This window comes from Blautia obeum ATCC 29174, from assembly GCF_025147765.1.
Taxonomy (GTDB): domain Bacteria; phylum Bacillota; class Clostridia; order Lachnospirales; family Lachnospiraceae; genus Blautia_A; species Blautia_A obeum.
This window is the reverse complement of record NZ_CP102265.1, coordinates 2,366,336-2,382,145: the sequence shown is the minus strand read 5'-3', so window position 1 is coordinate 2,382,145 and position 15,810 is coordinate 2,366,336. Positions and strand designations below refer to the sequence as shown.

Annotated in this window: 17 protein-coding genes; 14 read left to right on the top strand and 3 right to left on the bottom strand. The window is 41.3% G+C overall.

Annotated features, from left to right (window positions below):
• The first annotated feature begins 17 nt into the window (after nt 1-17).
• The 7 genes from NQ503_RS11525 to NQ503_RS11495 all read left to right on the top strand — a co-directional run bounded on the left by NQ503_RS11525 (nt 18) and on the right by NQ503_RS11495 (nt 7,167).
• On the top strand, nt 18-3,935 hold the full coding sequence (locus NQ503_RS11525) for a hypothetical protein (RefSeq protein WP_005427353.1): 3,918 nt from the start codon (nt 18-20) through the stop codon (nt 3,933-3,935).
• Between the two features lie 54 nt (nt 3,936-3,989).
• Nucleotides 3,990-4,292: a hypothetical protein gene (locus NQ503_RS11520; RefSeq protein WP_005427354.1), complete on the top strand. Its 303-nt coding sequence runs from the start codon at nt 3,990-3,992 to the stop codon at nt 4,290-4,292.
• A 77-nt stretch (nt 4,293-4,369) separates the two neighbouring features.
• The gene (locus NQ503_RS11515; protein WP_005427355.1) at nt 4,370-4,780 is read left to right on the top strand and encodes a hypothetical protein; all 411 of its coding nucleotides are present in this window, start codon (nt 4,370-4,372) and stop codon (nt 4,778-4,780) included.
• Nucleotides 4,780-5,034 (top strand): hypothetical protein, encoded by a 255-nt coding sequence (locus NQ503_RS11510; protein ID WP_005427356.1) that lies wholly within the window; start codon nt 4,780-4,782, stop codon nt 5,032-5,034. Before NQ503_RS11515 ends, NQ503_RS11510 begins: the two co-directional genes overlap by 1 nt.
• Before the next feature lie 148 nt (nt 5,035-5,182).
• Nucleotides 5,183-5,665, top strand: a complete 483-nt coding sequence (locus NQ503_RS11505; protein ID WP_005427358.1) for a hypothetical protein — start codon at nt 5,183-5,185, stop codon at nt 5,663-5,665.
• A 194-nt stretch (nt 5,666-5,859) separates the two neighbouring features.
• A complete protein-coding gene (locus tag NQ503_RS11500; protein WP_005427359.1) occupies nt 5,860-6,144 on the top strand; it encodes a hypothetical protein in 285 nt (94 codons plus the stop codon).
• A 351-nt stretch (nt 6,145-6,495) separates the two neighbouring features.
• Nucleotides 6,496-7,167, top strand: a complete 672-nt coding sequence (locus NQ503_RS11495) for a Rha family transcriptional regulator (protein WP_005427360.1) — start codon at nt 6,496-6,498, stop codon at nt 7,165-7,167.
• Nucleotides 7,168-7,512: 345 nt separating this feature from the next.
• On the opposite strand, the gene NQ503_RS11490 is transcribed toward NQ503_RS11495, so the two are convergent.
• Genes NQ503_RS11490 through NQ503_RS11480 form a run of 3 tightly spaced genes read right to left on the bottom strand, consistent with a single transcriptional unit; the run spans nt 7,513 to nt 8,676 of the window.
• Nucleotides 7,513-8,226: a hypothetical protein gene (locus NQ503_RS11490; protein ID WP_005427367.1), complete on the bottom strand. Its 714-nt coding sequence runs from the start codon at nt 8,224-8,226 to the stop codon at nt 7,513-7,515.
• 45 nt (nt 8,227-8,271) lie between these two features.
• Nucleotides 8,272-8,457 carry a hypothetical protein gene (locus tag NQ503_RS11485; protein WP_005427369.1) on the bottom strand — a complete coding sequence of 62 codons (186 nt, stop codon included), beginning with the start codon at nt 8,455-8,457 and terminating at the stop codon, nt 8,272-8,274.
• A gap of 30 nt (nt 8,458-8,487) precedes the next feature.
• On the bottom strand, nt 8,488-8,676 hold the full coding sequence (locus tag NQ503_RS11480; protein ID WP_005427370.1) for a hypothetical protein: 189 nt from the start codon (nt 8,674-8,676) through the stop codon (nt 8,488-8,490).
• A gap of 320 nt (nt 8,677-8,996) precedes the next feature.
• Here NQ503_RS11480 and NQ503_RS11475 point away from each other — a divergent pair, with 320 nt between their 5' ends.
• From NQ503_RS11475 to rlmD, 7 genes are all read left to right on the top strand, one after another.
• A complete protein-coding gene (locus NQ503_RS11475) occupies nt 8,997-9,320 on the top strand; it encodes a hypothetical protein (protein ID WP_005427371.1) in 324 nt (107 codons plus the stop codon).
• 229 nt (nt 9,321-9,549) lie between these two features.
• Nucleotides 9,550-9,897: a hypothetical protein gene (locus NQ503_RS11470; protein WP_005427372.1), complete on the top strand. Its 348-nt coding sequence runs from the start codon at nt 9,550-9,552 to the stop codon at nt 9,895-9,897.
• Nucleotides 9,884-10,180, top strand: coding sequence for a hypothetical protein (locus NQ503_RS11465; protein ID WP_005427373.1), 297 nt, complete (start codon nt 9,884-9,886; stop codon nt 10,178-10,180). The genes NQ503_RS11470 and NQ503_RS11465 overlap by 14 nt, the downstream gene beginning before the upstream one ends.
• A gap of 269 nt (nt 10,181-10,449) precedes the next feature.
• Nucleotides 10,450-11,673, top strand: a complete 1,224-nt coding sequence (locus NQ503_RS11460; RefSeq protein WP_005427376.1) for a tyrosine-type recombinase/integrase — start codon at nt 10,450-10,452, stop codon at nt 11,671-11,673.
• Between the two features lie 266 nt (nt 11,674-11,939).
• Nucleotides 11,940-13,232, top strand: a complete 1,293-nt coding sequence (locus NQ503_RS11455) for a S1C family serine protease (RefSeq protein ID WP_005427377.1) — start codon at nt 11,940-11,942, stop codon at nt 13,230-13,232.
• Nucleotides 13,233-13,252: 20 nt separating this feature from the next.
• The gene (locus tag NQ503_RS11450; protein ID WP_005427378.1) at nt 13,253-14,200 is read left to right on the top strand and encodes a 3'-5' exoribonuclease YhaM family protein; all 948 of its coding nucleotides are present in this window, start codon (nt 13,253-13,255) and stop codon (nt 14,198-14,200) included.
• A gap of 5 nt (nt 14,201-14,205) precedes the next feature.
• Entirely contained in the window at nt 14,206-15,576 is a 1,371-nt protein-coding gene (gene rlmD / locus NQ503_RS11445; RefSeq protein ID WP_005427379.1) for a 23S rRNA (uracil(1939)-C(5))-methyltransferase RlmD, read from the top strand.
• The last annotated feature ends 234 nt before the right edge of the window (nt 15,577-15,810 follow it).

The window sequence follows — 15,810 nt, the reverse complement described above, 5'->3', positions numbered from 1 at the left end:
TTGGAGGCAGATATAACATGGCAGATGGTTCAATTATCATTGATACCAGAATAGATACCGGCGGTGTGTCGAAAGGAATGAACGCTGTAAAGGCTGGAGTGACCAGAATATCCGCACAGGTATCGAAGATGGGCGATTCAGCAAAAAGTTCTTTCCAGAGGCAGATAACAGCGATAACAGACCTGTATCAGAACTACGAGAAGCAGGAACGTAAAGTATCAGAGCTAAAATCAAAGCTCGAAGAACTGAGCAAGGTCAAGATCGAGACAGAAGAATATAAAAAGCTCAAAGACGATATGAAAGCTCTGGAAGATGAGTTTGAAAAGATAGAAGCGAAACAGCGTGAATGGCTTGACATGGGCTTTTCGATAGATTCTGCACCGCTTAAGGAACTTGACAAACAGATGGACGGTATCTGGGCAGATATTGACCGGTTACAGCGGAAACAGAAAGAGATGCAGGCAACTGGAAGGGCCTATGTGGATCCTACATCAACAGATGCGTATAAGGATACAGCCGAGAAGTATAATACGGAGTCGCAGAAGCTGGAACGTATAAATGGAAGGCTGTATTTATCATACAATAATCTGAAAAACAAGGTTGAGGAATACCGACAGAAAAATAGCCGGCTGGCACATGCTATGCAGAATCTTCAAAAGGCTGCTGCCCGTGTAGGTATGGTTGTAAAAAATATGGGATCGGCATTGAGAAGTGCCAGTTCCTCGATTAAGAGCATGGTCTCAGCGATGAAAAAAGCTGTAGAGAACATGTTTAATCTGAACAAACAGACAAATCGGTCGAGAATGAGTCTTTCCCGAATGCTGGGAATGTCGTTGCTGTTTTCAGGGGTATTCCGGGCGATAAGTGCTGTCAGTGATGGTGTGAAGACCGGATTTGAAAATCTGGCACAGTATTCTAATAGTACCAATTCAGCAATCTCCTCTTTAATGTCCAGCATGACGAGGCTGAAAAACTCATTTGCTACAGCCTTTGCACCTGTTCTCACCGTGGTAGCTCCGATCATGTCAAGATTTATTGATATGATTTCCAGGGCAATCACTTATGTGGGAATGTTTGCAGTAGCATTAACCGGACAGGATACTTTTGTAAAAGCCGTTGGAGTGCAGGAAGATTATGCTGCAAGTCTTGATAAGACCTCGAAGAATGCGAAAAAGGCATCGAAGCAGACAAAAAGCTATCTTTCTTCGTTGGATGAGGTGCACAAAGCTTCAACCAGTGGGAGTGCAGGAACAGATGATTCCGGTGGATACAAAGCACCTACACCGGGACAGATGTTTGAAACGGTCCCGATTGCAAATAGTATTAAAGGAATTGCGGATAAAATCAAGAAGCTCATTAAATCGGAAGACTGGGAAGGTCTTGGAGCTTATATTGCCAGTGGAATAAATAAAGGACTTCAAAAAGTCTATGATGCTATCAACTGGAAAAAGGTTGGACCCAAAATAACAAAATTCTGTAATGCATTTACCAGAACATTTAACAGTCTGGTAAATCACATCGACTGGGATTTGATGGGGCGGACGGTTGGTGCCGGTATCAACACGATTGTAAATACGCTGAATCTCCTGATTACAGGAATCAACTGGAAAAACCTTGGTAAGAAATTTGCAACCGGAATCGCCGGCTTTGTTCGGGAAGTCAACTGGAACAATCTTGGACAGCTCATAGGAAACAGGTTCATGATTGCCTGGAATATCTTTAACGGAATGGTCCACAGCCTTCCGTATAAGGAAATTGGACAGGCGGTTGCGGATGGCCTGAATGGTGCTGTATCAAGCTTTTCCCTTTCAGAAATCGGAGATACACTGGCAACCGGATTAAATGGTGCATTCACATCATTGTACAGCTTTACAGAGCGTTTTGACTGGTCAGAGCTGGTAAATAACATTGCCGGTGGTATCAATACCTTTGTATCGGAATTTGACTGGAAAGCGAATGGACGTAAGTTGGAAGCCTTTCTGGACAATCTGTGTGGATCCCTAGTGGATATGGCAGAAAAGACAGACTGGGAGGCTTTTGGAAAAGGTGTCGGAGATATGCTGACACAAGTTGACTGGCTTGGACACCTGAAGCAGGTGATAAAAGCTGTTGTCAAATCGCTTGGAGGCCTGTTTGATGGCATGGAGGCGAGCGGAACAGCCGGTAAGATAGCTGCTTTTCTTGGTAAAGCGTTTATTGCAGTGAAGATTGCAGATATCACGGGAATCAGTGCCCTCGTAAAATTACTACTAAAGGCAATTGGAAAGAAACTGATCGGATCCGAAGCAATCGGAGAATTGTCCGGTAATCTGACTACTCTTTTAGGCAATGCAGTAAAAGGCGCGGCAGGAAGCTTTACTTCTCTTGCATCAGCCATTGCGCCACTGGTAGGCACTGCAGGATTGATTGCCGGTGTGGGTGTTGCGGCAGCCGCAGCTACTTCTGAACTGGCAAAAATGGTGGAGACCATGCAGGGTGGTAATGGTGTTGGTGGTACATTTGGAAATACCATGGACAATTTCATTCAGACATTACAGCGGCGTGGCGATATCATATCCGGTTCTGCAACAGAAATCTGGAATCTGAAAGAGTCTCTTGAGAAAGAGGGAATGACTGCTGAGGAAAAGTCCAGTGCAACGCAGAAACTTATTGATAAGCTGGGTGAAATGGGCGTGACATCTGAGCAGGCAACACAGGCATTCGAGACATTGAGACAGAAGGGGCTCATTACAGAGGATATGTTTGATATCCTGTCAGAATCCATTAAAACACTCGGCAGTGATACAACCAACATGGCAAGTCAGATTAATCTTGGAAGCCAGAGTGCTCAGAAATCTTACGATGATCTGAAACTTGTTATTGGAAATTTGACAAATCAGATGCATCTTGGAACGGATGAACAGGGACAGTTATTGAACGCACTGGAAAGAACAGTGGATTCTGGTGGTACTGCACAGGATGCATATAACAACGTCATGGCAGCAGTTAAGAATATGGGCGGAAATACTGAGACTGCTGCAAGAATTTTCTCAGAGGTCTTCCCGAATGCAGTACAGGCTACAAAGACCAGCGTAGACAAAAATATTGTTGGTGCGCAGCAGACAGTAACGACTTCTACGGGAAAGATGAAGACAGATGCAGAAACGAATCTGGCAGGACTCCAGAAAGCAGCAGAGGACGCTTCCGGCGGGGTGAACACAGCAACAGTGACAAACTGGGGCAATTCAGCAGCGGAGGTGGATAAGAACCTTGATCAGATGAAGCAGCATGCAAATCTGAAGCTTGGAGAGATGCAGAAGACAGTAGATAGCCATTTCTCCGGTCAGTACAATACCATGACCAATAAATGGAAATGGGCCGGTGAACGTATTGCACAGATAATTTCTGAGATGATCCGGAATACAGAAAGAAGCCTGGAAGGGCTAGCACGTGAGATGAAGTCTATCGGAACGAGGATGGGAAACAATCTGGCAAATGGAATTTCAAATGCAACCAGTGGAATCACAAGGACATTGAATAATGTTGTTGGAAAAGTAAACAGCACGATAGGAAATATTAATAGTTCTCTGTCTGGAATCGAAAGAGCATTCAGCTTTTCTTATGATGTAACGGGTCCTACAGGTAACCGGAGATGGGGCTATTACAATATGAGTTTGCCAAGGGTAAATACAATTCCGTATCTGGCTAAAGGTGCGGTCATTCCACCAAGAAGTGAATTTCTGGCTGTCCTTGGTGACCAGAAACAGGGCAATAACATTGAAACACCAGAAGCACTGCTCAGAAAGATTGTTCGAGAGGAATCTGGTGGACAGCAGAGTAGTGGAAATTATCGTTTTACTGCTCAGATTAATCGTAGAACAGTATTTGACGAAATTATTGAGGAAGCAAAATTAAGACGCAGCACAAGCGGAAGAAATCCGTTTGAATTGGCATAAAACAATTCCCTGTCATGCAGAAAGCGTGGCAGGGAGAATGCAGGGAGTGATTGAATGCTTACAAGAGAAGCAACTTATGAAGATTATGGATTTTCAGAGGAAGAAGATAAGAAATTTAATGAGTTTTGTCGAAAGCTTGAAATGAGGGACAAAATATTGTTGTTACAGTGCGCAGCAGAAGTGTATCCGAGTGTTTCTGATGAACTTTATTGTTGCATCGTAATTGGAATGAGCTATGACAGAATGGCTTACGGTAGAGTCATATCTCTTTGCCATAAAGATTTCTATGCATACCGGAAGAAAACACTGGCAGTGTTCCGGGCGGCATTAAAGGCATGTAATAGATATCCGTTCTAAAGGTTGGAATAGAACCTGTCAAAACCGTCTGTTTTTATGTATTGGAAAATATCATTGATTAGTTAGGGGTGATTACTATGGCAAAAGGTATATCAGCAGAAGCACGTGAGGACATATTAGTACAGGCATTTTTAACGTGTCCAAATATAAGTGAGATATCCAAAAAGACGAAGATTCCCAGACCTACAATTTATACTGTGATTCATTCAGACAGCTTCCAGCGTAAGTATTCTGAGGCAAGAAACGAGGCCGTAACAGGAGCGATTGCATACCTGCAGGGAAAACTTGGAGAATGTGCAGCAGTGTTGGTCAATACGGCTACTGATACGGAAGTGCCGGCACAGATCAGAGTGAACGCGGCTAATGCAGCATTGTCACAGTGCTCTCAGTGGACAAAGAATGTAGATATGATTGAACGTCTGGAAGCTATGGAAGAATTGATGTCACGAGTAGAACAGGAGCAGAAATCACAGCGGAGGCGGACATAATGAATATACAAGCAAGATTAAAGCAAGCAGAAGAACGGGCTATGCTATTGCAAAAGAAAGCAGATACTATTCACTTGATCATGGTAAAGCCTGTTCCCGGAAAGGAAAGACTTTATACAATATTGGGCGAAGATGGTATTTACAATGAGAAGAAATTGGCTGAATTTCAGCAGAAGCATAGCGTTGTAACGACCATCATTCTTAATATTCCACGTTTGCCAGAGGAAGGAGTATTAAATGCCGAGAAGAAATAAGCGTGTAACGATAAGGGCTACAAGCGTGCCGGAGTTGCATCAGTGGTTGAGAGCTTGCAAAAGGGAAAATGCCAGAAAGAAATCACAGGGGCATAATGGGACGAAGAAACAGACAAAGGATTTGCATATTTAAAGGTGGTGGTGAATCATGGGAAGTCCGTTGATTAAAAGGCTTGATGCTTTATACCAAAGAGCTCAGATGGTAATGGCGGTTCAGGCAGATCATGCTCCGTTTGTGTCCATTGCTCCATGGAGTTTTATGAAAGATGAATGTATCGTGAAATATTATCCAGAGGGAAATTATCAGGAACCAGAGCGGATAACAACTACACTTCATGATGCATTAATGATAGCTCAATATTATTACGAATGTGGGTTGCATGTTCAATTTACAATGAGCCTGTGTATAGAGTGGCTGTTCCTGTATGTGCGTGATGATCCACGGTATTCTCCGCCACAGCAGAAGTCATGGTATACAAAGAATGTTGAAGAATATCCAGAAATAAAAACTATGTTGGAGAGTGAACAGCGATTTGAAATTGTTGGAGTACTGCGAAGAATGCCTCAGAATTTTCTTTTTAAGGGATTACCTGATGATATTAAAGATGATTACAAATTGATGGATTTTTAAACAAAAAATGTCGGGAGTATGGGGATTCGTGGACGCGATTACGCACGCAAAGGAGTTTGTTGACACGATTACGCGCGTAGATATTCGGAGATTTCGGAGTCCCTAAAAGAGTAAAGTGCGTTAGAACGAAGCCCGAGCGAACCCCGAAAAATAAGACTGTAAATATTATCGAACAAAACGAAAAGGAGGTTTTTATGGATGGATGTAACGAAAATGTAATTGAATTTATGACCAACGGTACCAGAGCAACTTTATCATTCTCACAGGGCCGGTATAAGTCTGCAATCCGCAAGCTGGCAGAGAAGCACCCAGAAGATTGCCGGATCATTGCGGATAACGAGGACGGAAGCATTTGTGCTCATGTTCCAGTATCCTGGCTTCGGATTTCTCCGCCAAGGCAGTACACAGAGGACCAGCGGCAGCAGATGGGAGAAAGACTGAAACAGAACAGGTCTGAAAATACAGCAACACAAGGATAAAACAGGGCAAGAAACGATTGCAAAGTGCTTGAGGTAAAGTTGTAAGGGAGAGTAGATAAAAAGGCTAAATGAGCCGATAAAACAGTAGAAGCGGTGATGCTGGCATTTAATAAAAATCCTGCTGCCGAACCTACGGTTCAAGGAGCTATTTCACTATTTTAAGGAGTGTTGTTGAGAATGAAGCCGTGAGGAAGCAGTGAAGAACGGTCAAAAAGGCGGCGAGAACCGGGAGTGCTTGAACTGTCGATTAACATCGATATATTTGCTCGAAGCGGTGAGGAAGCGGTGAGAAATTAATAAATTGATGGAATAAGATGGTATTTTTGGATATAGCTAAAGAAAGGCGTACAGATGAATGAACTTGTGTATTTAAAGAACGATGAAGCTGTGTGTGATAGTTTGCAGGTGGCCGAGAAGTTTGGAAAGAGGCATGACAAGCTGATAGCCGAAATAAGAAGAATGTATGGAGAGTTGATAGGAAAAAGAGGTGTCCAAAATGGTGGAGCGAAATTTTTCTTCGAATCAACTTACGAGAATCGTGGAAAACGATATCCTATGTTTTTAATGACGAGAGATGGCTTTTCATTGTTGGTAATGGGTTTTACCGGGAAAGAAGCTCTTGAATGGAAATTGCAGTATATCCGGGCATTTAATCAGATGGAGAACTTTATCCGCGAGAAATCTACTCAAATGTGGATTGAAACCCGGAAGGCAGGAAAGTTTACCAGAAAGGCAGAGACGGATACGATTCAGAAACTTGTTGAGTATGCAAAGGGGCAGGGAAGCAGTCATGCAGAAATGCTTTATATGACTTATACCAGACTGGCAAATAAAATGGCAGGAATCAACAAAAGGGACGAAGCTACGGTGATGCAGCTTAATAACTTGTCTTTAATGGAAAATATCATTTTGCATGAGGTTGATCTGGGAATTATGCAAGGGAAACATTATCAGGAAATATACAGAGCTTGTAAGAAACGACTTGAAGCGGTGAAAGATTTGGCATACCTCGAAGCGGTATAAGAAGAAAATGGGGATAGTAAGAGATATGGGTGATTTGCAACGGGAAATTGACAAATTCCTGAAGCTGGCATATAATATACTTATCAAGACAGCCAGTAAGGGAAGTCAAGGTTCCCCGTCCTGGCAAATATGTTTAGCTAAGATTTAGCCGCCTATTCTTTACCAGAGAGCAGGGCGGCTATTTCTTATGTGTGTATGTAAGGATAGATACAATTAAGCTGGCTGTCGTCAGGATTATCATAAAAATCTCATAATCGCTCATAAGCATTCCCTCCTGTCAAGGCTCAGGATCAGGGAACCACAGCCGCTCTACTGGCTGCCTGGATAAATATACTATATTCAGTTTTAGCTTATTGAAATCCCATGTTTTATTGCTTGATCTTTAAGTTTGAGAAAATTTTTCGTTTGAGCATTTTTCATTCTGCTATAAGCACTAAAAGATTTGGGGGCTAGTTCAGGCAATTCATAAAAAATATGATAGTATTCTTTACGCATCAGATTTTTCTTATGAAATGTCTCCTGCTGTTTTATGTACTCAGGATTATCTTTTATATGATTGATCAATTGCTGATAATTTGCATCATGATCAAGTACAGAATATATATATTTCTCAGCCTTGTCAGCTTCGTCAAACATTCCCATTTCCACATGCCACTGTACTATTCGATAAAAATGACTTTCCTCCCAAGACAAAGGATGGGCGAGCATTAATTCGGTGCATTTCCATAAACAGGCAGAACACATTATTTTATCTTTGCGATTATAAAAGTTTCCAGCTTTCATTCTTAAAACATAATCTAAATTTCCAGTAACGCCATATCCCTCCATTATATTTTGATGTGGTGGGAATTTGGGTACAGGAATGCGCTTTAAATCATCCAGATTCTCCAGATCATATTTTACCCCATCTGAAACCAGATATCTGGCATCGTACCAGCTTTCTTTATCGGTGGGATATACTTTGTACATCTCTCCATTTTTGAAATAGATGGTTTGAGCATCAGGGACATCATCAGATGATGAATTGAAAACACTTTTAATTTTATTAAAAAGGCTCATGGAATCCTCCTATGCAAATGGAACAGTAAAATATCAGGTATTGTTTTATTTTTTAACGATAGAAAGACGATAGGTAACGTGATGCTCCTCAGATGGTGGATTCTGGAAAACTTCTTCGTCAATCTCTAAATCTGTAAAGTCATCTGTGTAAATTATTCCGTCAAGTAGCTCCACCCGGATAAAATCAGGCAGATTCATAATATCATCACAAGTATATAAGCGTTTGGTCATGGTAGCGCATCCTTTCGTGAATAATAATGATTATGCATTGTCGCGGTCCATTCGCTGATCTACAGCTTTTTTTATATATCCGTTTACGGATTCACCAGCAGCAGTTGCAGCGGCTTTGATTTCCTCGTATTTTTCCTTTTGGACATCTAAAGGAATACGTTTGAGATTTTTTTTAGCATAATTATACATACTTTCTTTTCTTTTGTCGCTGATAGCCATTAATAACCTCTTTTCTGGGAAAGGGAATAAATAAAAGACATACTTTCCCCATTTTCTTAAATTATAGCATATATTTCAAGATATGTACATATACAAAATAAATGAAAAGATATGTACATAATTAGCAATAATGCTAATTGAAAGATATGTACATATCCGATATAATATAATCAGTTCAAGGGAACAGACAACAGCCGGGAGAGCCGAAAGCCCCCAATACTTCAAGTCATATACCTGTGAGAATCGCAATAGGGCATATCAATAGTCAGGAAGATGCTTGAAGGACTGAGAAACCTTGAAAAGCAAAGGAGGAAAGCATAATGAAGTACAATCTCAGCAAGATCATGTTGAAAGCATGGAAAGTTTACCGCAAGACAAAGAATATCAGCTTTGCAGAAGCACTTCACAGAGCATGGTTATCTGCAAAGGCAGAAGAAATCAATGCAAAGAGAATCGAAGATGCGAAACATGCAGCAGGCATCACGGAGGAAACCAATACCTTTGCTAAGTGGAAAGAGCTTGGTTATAAGGTACAGCATGGAGCATCAGCATTATTTGGATGTTCTCTTATCTGGGGAAGCAGAGGAGATGGGGCAACATATAAAGCCAGTTTCTTCGGAAAGTCTCAGGTAGAAGCAATTTAATAAAAAAGCCCTTACCAGAGCGGCAACTCTGATAAAGGCAAAGTAACCCGACAAACGATCAAAATTGAGGGGCTGTGCGTATTATAACATACTCATTCCCCTCAGACAACAAAAGAAAGGAATGGACAGAATGATATCAGTAATGAACGTTCTTGTGATTTTCTTTGGTGGGTTTATATCCGCAAAGGTATGTGACAGTATTCGTGAGTTAGAGAGAGGAGAATGAGAAATGAGTAAAAAGGAAGTATTAAAGGCAGAAGAAGCAGTAGAAGTGATGCAGTCCACAGGTGTTCCGGCACAGGAGACAGAAGAAGTAAGTACAGCTCTTGCAACAGAGATTATCGCAGATCTCAAGAAACAGCTCGAGGAAGCAAAGGAAGAGGCGAAAGAATGGGAAGAAAGTTGGAATATGTGTCGTGAGCAGGTTCGAGCATTGTCCAGGCAGTCAGATATTATTAGTATGGTGTTAAGGATGGATGATGTAGAACTATTAGACTTAGCTTTTGGATTTGTTAGAGGATGCTATAACCAGCAGATTAAAAAGGAACAGGAGGCAGAAAACAATGGAGAAATGTAATTTAACTCAGGTTCCTTGCAGAAAGGCAATTATGGACGTTGTCCAGGCTAACAAAGATAGAAGATCATTACAGCACATCTATGAGCTGGCAGAACTCTTTCGGATAGCTTGTTCCGGCAATGAAGCCTTTATGGAATTATCAGAGGAAGATCAGGAGCGTTTCTGGCTGATTATAGATGCATTAATGATGAATGATCTGGAAGACCTTAAGAGAGTGCATAACCTTGCTAATTATCTGATGGTAAAGCGGATTAAAGATAATGTGAAAGTGGCGGAGGCATAACATGGATTATAAAAAAGAAACTGTTGAGATACTGCAGAAAATAAATGACGATAGTTTGCTTGAATTCTTCTATAGATTCATTGCCAGAGTAATAAAAAATAGAGGATATTAATATGGACTACAAAAAGAAACTCATAGAGATGTTAGAGAAAGCAGATTATGACCAAACATACACAATTTTCAGATTTGTGTGTAGCTTTCTGGGAATAAAATAGGACAATCATAGAAAGGGGCGGCAACTGCTGCCCTTTCCTTAAAGGAGTGACAGCATGGCGAGAGCTAAAAGAGTAGACAATAAAGGCCGTGTATTGCGTGTAGGTGAATCGCAGAACAAAGATGGCCGGTACTGCTATAAATGGACGGATAGTAACGGGAAACGCAGCACTGTATATGCACTTACCCTGGCAGAGCTGAGAAAAAAGGAAGAGCAGATAAAACGTGACCAGATGGATGGAATTTATACAAAGGGTGGCAATTTGACCTTAAATGAGTTCTTCCGGCTGTTCATGAGCACGAAGAAGAACATCAGAGACAGTACACGATGCAACTATAAATCGTACTGGAAAAACGCCATTGCTCCCAGTGCCTTGGGAATAATGAAGATTTCAGAAATAAAACAGATCCACGTAAAGAGACTGTATGCGGATTTACTGGAAAAGGGATATTCACCTGGAACGATCAGGGCATATCACATTATATTATCGGAATGCCTGCAGGCAGCAGTTGATTCTGATATGATCAGGAAGAATCCGGCAAAGGGAAGCAGAAAAGGAATTGATAAAGAAGTGAGCAGGAAAAGAGCCTTGACGATTGAGGAACAGGAAACCATGTTGGAGTTTACGAAAAACAGCAATTCGTATAAAATCCATTATCCACTGATTGTATTTGCGTTATCTACGGGGCTTCGTGTTGGTGAACTGGGTGGTCTGCTCTGGGATGATATCGACCTGGAAAAGAACATGATCCATGTACGTAGACAGTTGGTATATCGGAATCTGGACGGAACCGGCTGTAAGTTCCATATTCAGCCATTGAAGACAGAAGCAGGAGAAAGAGACATCCCATTAACGAAGACTGCTAAAAAGGCTCTGATGAAGCAGAGAGAGTATGATCTGTTACTGGGAAAGCGTGCGAAGGAACAGCCAGTAGCAGGCTTGAAGAACTTTGTTTTCCTCAATCACCAAGGTAATCAGCTTGCCCCACAGGTTCTTGACAGTGCTTTACGCAACATAATCAAGGCTTACAACAAGAAAGAGCTTAAACAGGCAGATAAGGAGCACGGAGAGCCTTTTCTACTGCCACATATCAGTGCGCATATATTAAGGCATACATTCTGCACCAGAGCAGCGGAAAGCGGTGTAGATGTCAAGAGCCTGCAATACATAATGGGACATGCGGACATAACCATGACGATGGAACGGTATAATCATGTTGATGAAGTCAGGGTACAAAATGAAATGAGCAAGACCGAAGGAATCGTGAAAATAGGATAGAATCAGAAAGCTGTTGTCTTTACCAGGCAATAGCTTTTTTCATTGTGACAATTTTTGTGACAAATTTTGTGACATTTAAAAGGAACGTGATGAACAAAGACGGAACGAAAAGACGAATAAAAAGTCCCGAAAAGCCCGTAAATACAAGGAAAAATGCACTTGATAAAACATGACGAAAAATGGAAAAGAATTGTTCATAAAAATTTCATAAAATTTTGCTAAAATATAACCCGAATTATCAGGTTGGAATTTATAGGAGAATTCTTATGGTAAAACGAAATGACAAAGAGCCATCTTCGGAGAATTACCCTTTCATAAAGGAAACAATAAAAGAGCGTCCAGCGGACAGGAAAATGTTGCTGCATAAGTTCCTGACAGCAGCAGTATGTGGAGTGATTTTTGGTGGCTGTGCGGCAGGCACTGCAGCACTGATTTTGCCAGAAGTAGCACCGTCTTTGAGAAAACATTCGGAACAGTATACCGATGTTACATTGGTGCCATCTGTTACAGCTGCTTCACGTGTGGATGAAGCAGAGGATGAAAACACTTCAACAGCACTGGCAAATACTAAACCTTCAACAGAGATAGATGCAGAGGATGAAAAGTCGGGTACATGGGCTGAACAGGTGAGAAAAGTATCTGAGACACCGCGCAGAGCACTTGTGCGAATAGCAGCACTCGGTACAGATTCAGATCTACTGGATGATTCGTTCTTGAAATACGGAGAAGAAGAAGGTTTTGTTTTCCTAAAAAATACGGAAGCTTTTTACATCATGACATATTCCGACAGAATGAATGATGCAGGAAATTTTCAGGTGACATTTTCAAATGGAGATATGGCAGATGCACAGCTGTGTAAGAAAGATGTCCGGACAGGCTTTTATGTGTTCCGCGTTCCATTCACAGAGTTAAACGATTCTACAAAAGATGAGATTTCTGAGGCTGTACTCGCCACGGAAGATAACATGGAGCAAATGGATGATGTTATTGCAATCGGTAGTCCAACTGGGGATTATGACTCACTGGTCAGTGGTATGGTTACTTCTGTAACGGGCAGCATGAAAATTGCGGATGAAGAATATGGAATGCTTACAACAAATATGGTAGGAAGTGAGGACGGAGGAGGAATTCTTCTGAATATGTCCGGTGAAGTTGTAGGAATCATCTGCAGTCAGGAAAATGAAAACAGCAGCGTGATTCGAGCTGTTGAAGCAGCACAGCTGCGTCCACTTCTGGAAGGTATGGCAAATGGTGAGGATATCTGCTATATTGGAATTCAGGGTACAACGATTTCAAAATATCAGTCTGAAAATCTGGACATTCCACGAGGCGTATATGTAGATGCGGTGGAAGAAGATTCACCGGCTATGACGGCAGGAGTACAGAATGCAGATATTGTTCATGCATTGAACGGAAAAGAAATCAGTTCCATGAATAGGTATTCGGCGATTCTTCAGAGTCTGGTCAAAGGATCAAGAGTCAAGCTTGAAGTATATCGTAAGAATCCCTATGGTACATATGTAAATGTAGAATTAAATGTATTGATCAAAGAAAAATAGAAAGAAAAGAGAAACAGTATATGCGTTTTATTAACGAATTACATGAGGGAGACCGTCTTAACGGAATCTACCTTTGCAAACAGAAACAGTCGGCAATGACAAAGAACGGAAAGCCATATGAGAATCTGATTTTACAGGACAAAACAGGGGTGTTGGATGGCAAAATCTGGGATCCGAATTCATTGGGAATCGATGATTTTGATGCATTGGATTATATTGATGTAGTCGGAGATGTGACAACTTTTGCAGGAGCTATGCAGTTGAACATTAAGAGAGTTCGAAAAGCACAGGAAGGTGAGTACGATCCGGCAGACTATCTTCCGGTCAGTGAAAACAGTACAGATGATATGTACGGACAGCTGTTGGCTATGATAAAAACAGTGAAGAACAGATACCTGTCAGCACTACTGAATAAACTTTTTGTAGAAGATAAAGAGTTTTTGAAATCTTTCCAAGAACATTCTGCGGCAAAAACTGTCCATCATGGATTTATCGGTGGATTGATGGAGCATACTTTAAGCGTAACAAAACTCTGTGACTATATGGCAAGTGCTTATCCGCTTCTTAAAAGAGATCTGCTTATTACAGCATCTCTGCTTCATGATGTCGGAAAGACAAAAGAACTCTCTTCTTTTCCACTGAATGATTATACTGATGAAGGACAGCTTCTTGGACATATTATCATTGGTGCTCAGATGATCCATGACCTGGCTAAAGAAATTCCAGATTTTCCGGTAACTCTTGAAAATCAGCTGGTTCATTGTATCCTGGCTCATCACGGTGAACTGGAATATGGTTCTCCAAAGAAGCCGGCACTTGCAGAGGCAGTAGCTCTGAACCTTGCAGATAATACAGATGCACGTATGGAAACACTTACGGAAATCTTTGCGGCGGACAAAGGTAAGAAAGAGTGGCTTGGATACAACAGACTTTTTGAATCTAATCTGAGAAGAACAGGAGACGTTTAATCCTTATGGAATTTCGTAAAAATGATATTGTTACGTTAGAAATAGTGGATTGCGGAACAGATGGTGAAGGCATTGGCAAAGCTGATGGCTTCACTGTTTTTGTAAAGGACGCAGTCATTGGAGATACTGTTACAGCCAAAATTATGAAGGCTAAGAAAAACTATGGTTATGGACGCCTGATGGAGATTCTCAATGCTTCACCATATCGCGTGGAGCCGGTGTGCCCGTCTGCCCGTCAATGTGGCGGATGCCAGCTTCAGGCAGTCTCATACGAAGAACAGAAAGTGTTTAAAGAGAAAAAATTAAGAGGTCATCTGGAACGTATTGGTGGGTTCACAAATCTTCCGATGGAACCATTGATTGGAATGGATGAACCTTATCATTATCGTAATAAGGCTCAGTTTCCGGTAGGCAGAAATAAAGAAGGAAAAATTGTCACTGGTTTTTATGCTGGACGTACACACGCTATTATTGAAAACCGTGACTGTGCGCTTGGAATCCCAGAGAATAAAGATGTACTTGACCGTGTGATTGCACATATGGAAAAGTACAACATCGCACCGTATGATGAAGCAACAGGCAAGGGTCTGGTACGCCATATTTTTGTCCGTTATGGATTTTTTACCGGCGAACTGATGGTTTGTCTGATTATCAATGGACAGGATCTTCCACATCAGAGGGAACTGGTTGAGAAACTTTGTGAGATTCCAGGAATGACCAGTATTTCTCTGAATATGAATAAAAAGCGAAGTAATGTGATCCTTGGTGACAAGGTCAAAACTATTTGGGGAGAAGATTATATCACAGATAAGATTGGCGATATCTCATATGAAATATCACCACTTTCTTTCTTCCAGGTAAATCCGAAACAGACATGGAAATTGTATTCCAAAGCATTGGAATATGCAGATCTTCACGGAGAAGAGACAGTCTGGGATCTGTATTGTGGAATTGGGACGATTTCTCTGTTCCTTGCGCAGAAGGCAAAGTTTGTCCGTGGTGTGGAGATTGTTCCGGCAGCAATTGAAGACGCAAGAAGAAATGCAAAACTCAACGATATCGGGAATGTGGAATTCTTTGTCGGAAAGGCAGAAGAAGTTCTTCCAGCTGAATACGAGAAAAATGGTGTTTACGCAGACGTGATCGTGGTGGACCCGCCTCGTAAAGGCTGCGATGAGATGTTGCTTAAAACAATTCTTAAGATGCAGCCAAAACGAGTGGTTTATGTAAGTTGCGACAGTGCGACACTTGCAAGGGATTTGAGATTCTTGTGTGATAATGGATATGAGTTAAAGAAAGTGTGTGGAGTTGACCAATTCCCTCAGACTGTGCATGTGGAGACGGTTTGTTTACTCTCTAAGAAATGCCCAGTTTAAGCGGGTTTGAGGGCTATTTTTAAGGAAACATATCATAGAAATTTTAAGAATAAAAATGTGCATGAAAAAATAAATTGAATATATGCACAAGGGTGAAGTACCTTTTGGCGAGAAAATACATCTGCTTGCTAAAAGGTATTTTTTATATAAATTTGTACGCGGTAGAGTATAGATTGTACGCGGATAAATAATATTGAAAATGATTGATATTCGGCGCTTGACCGCTTATAATAT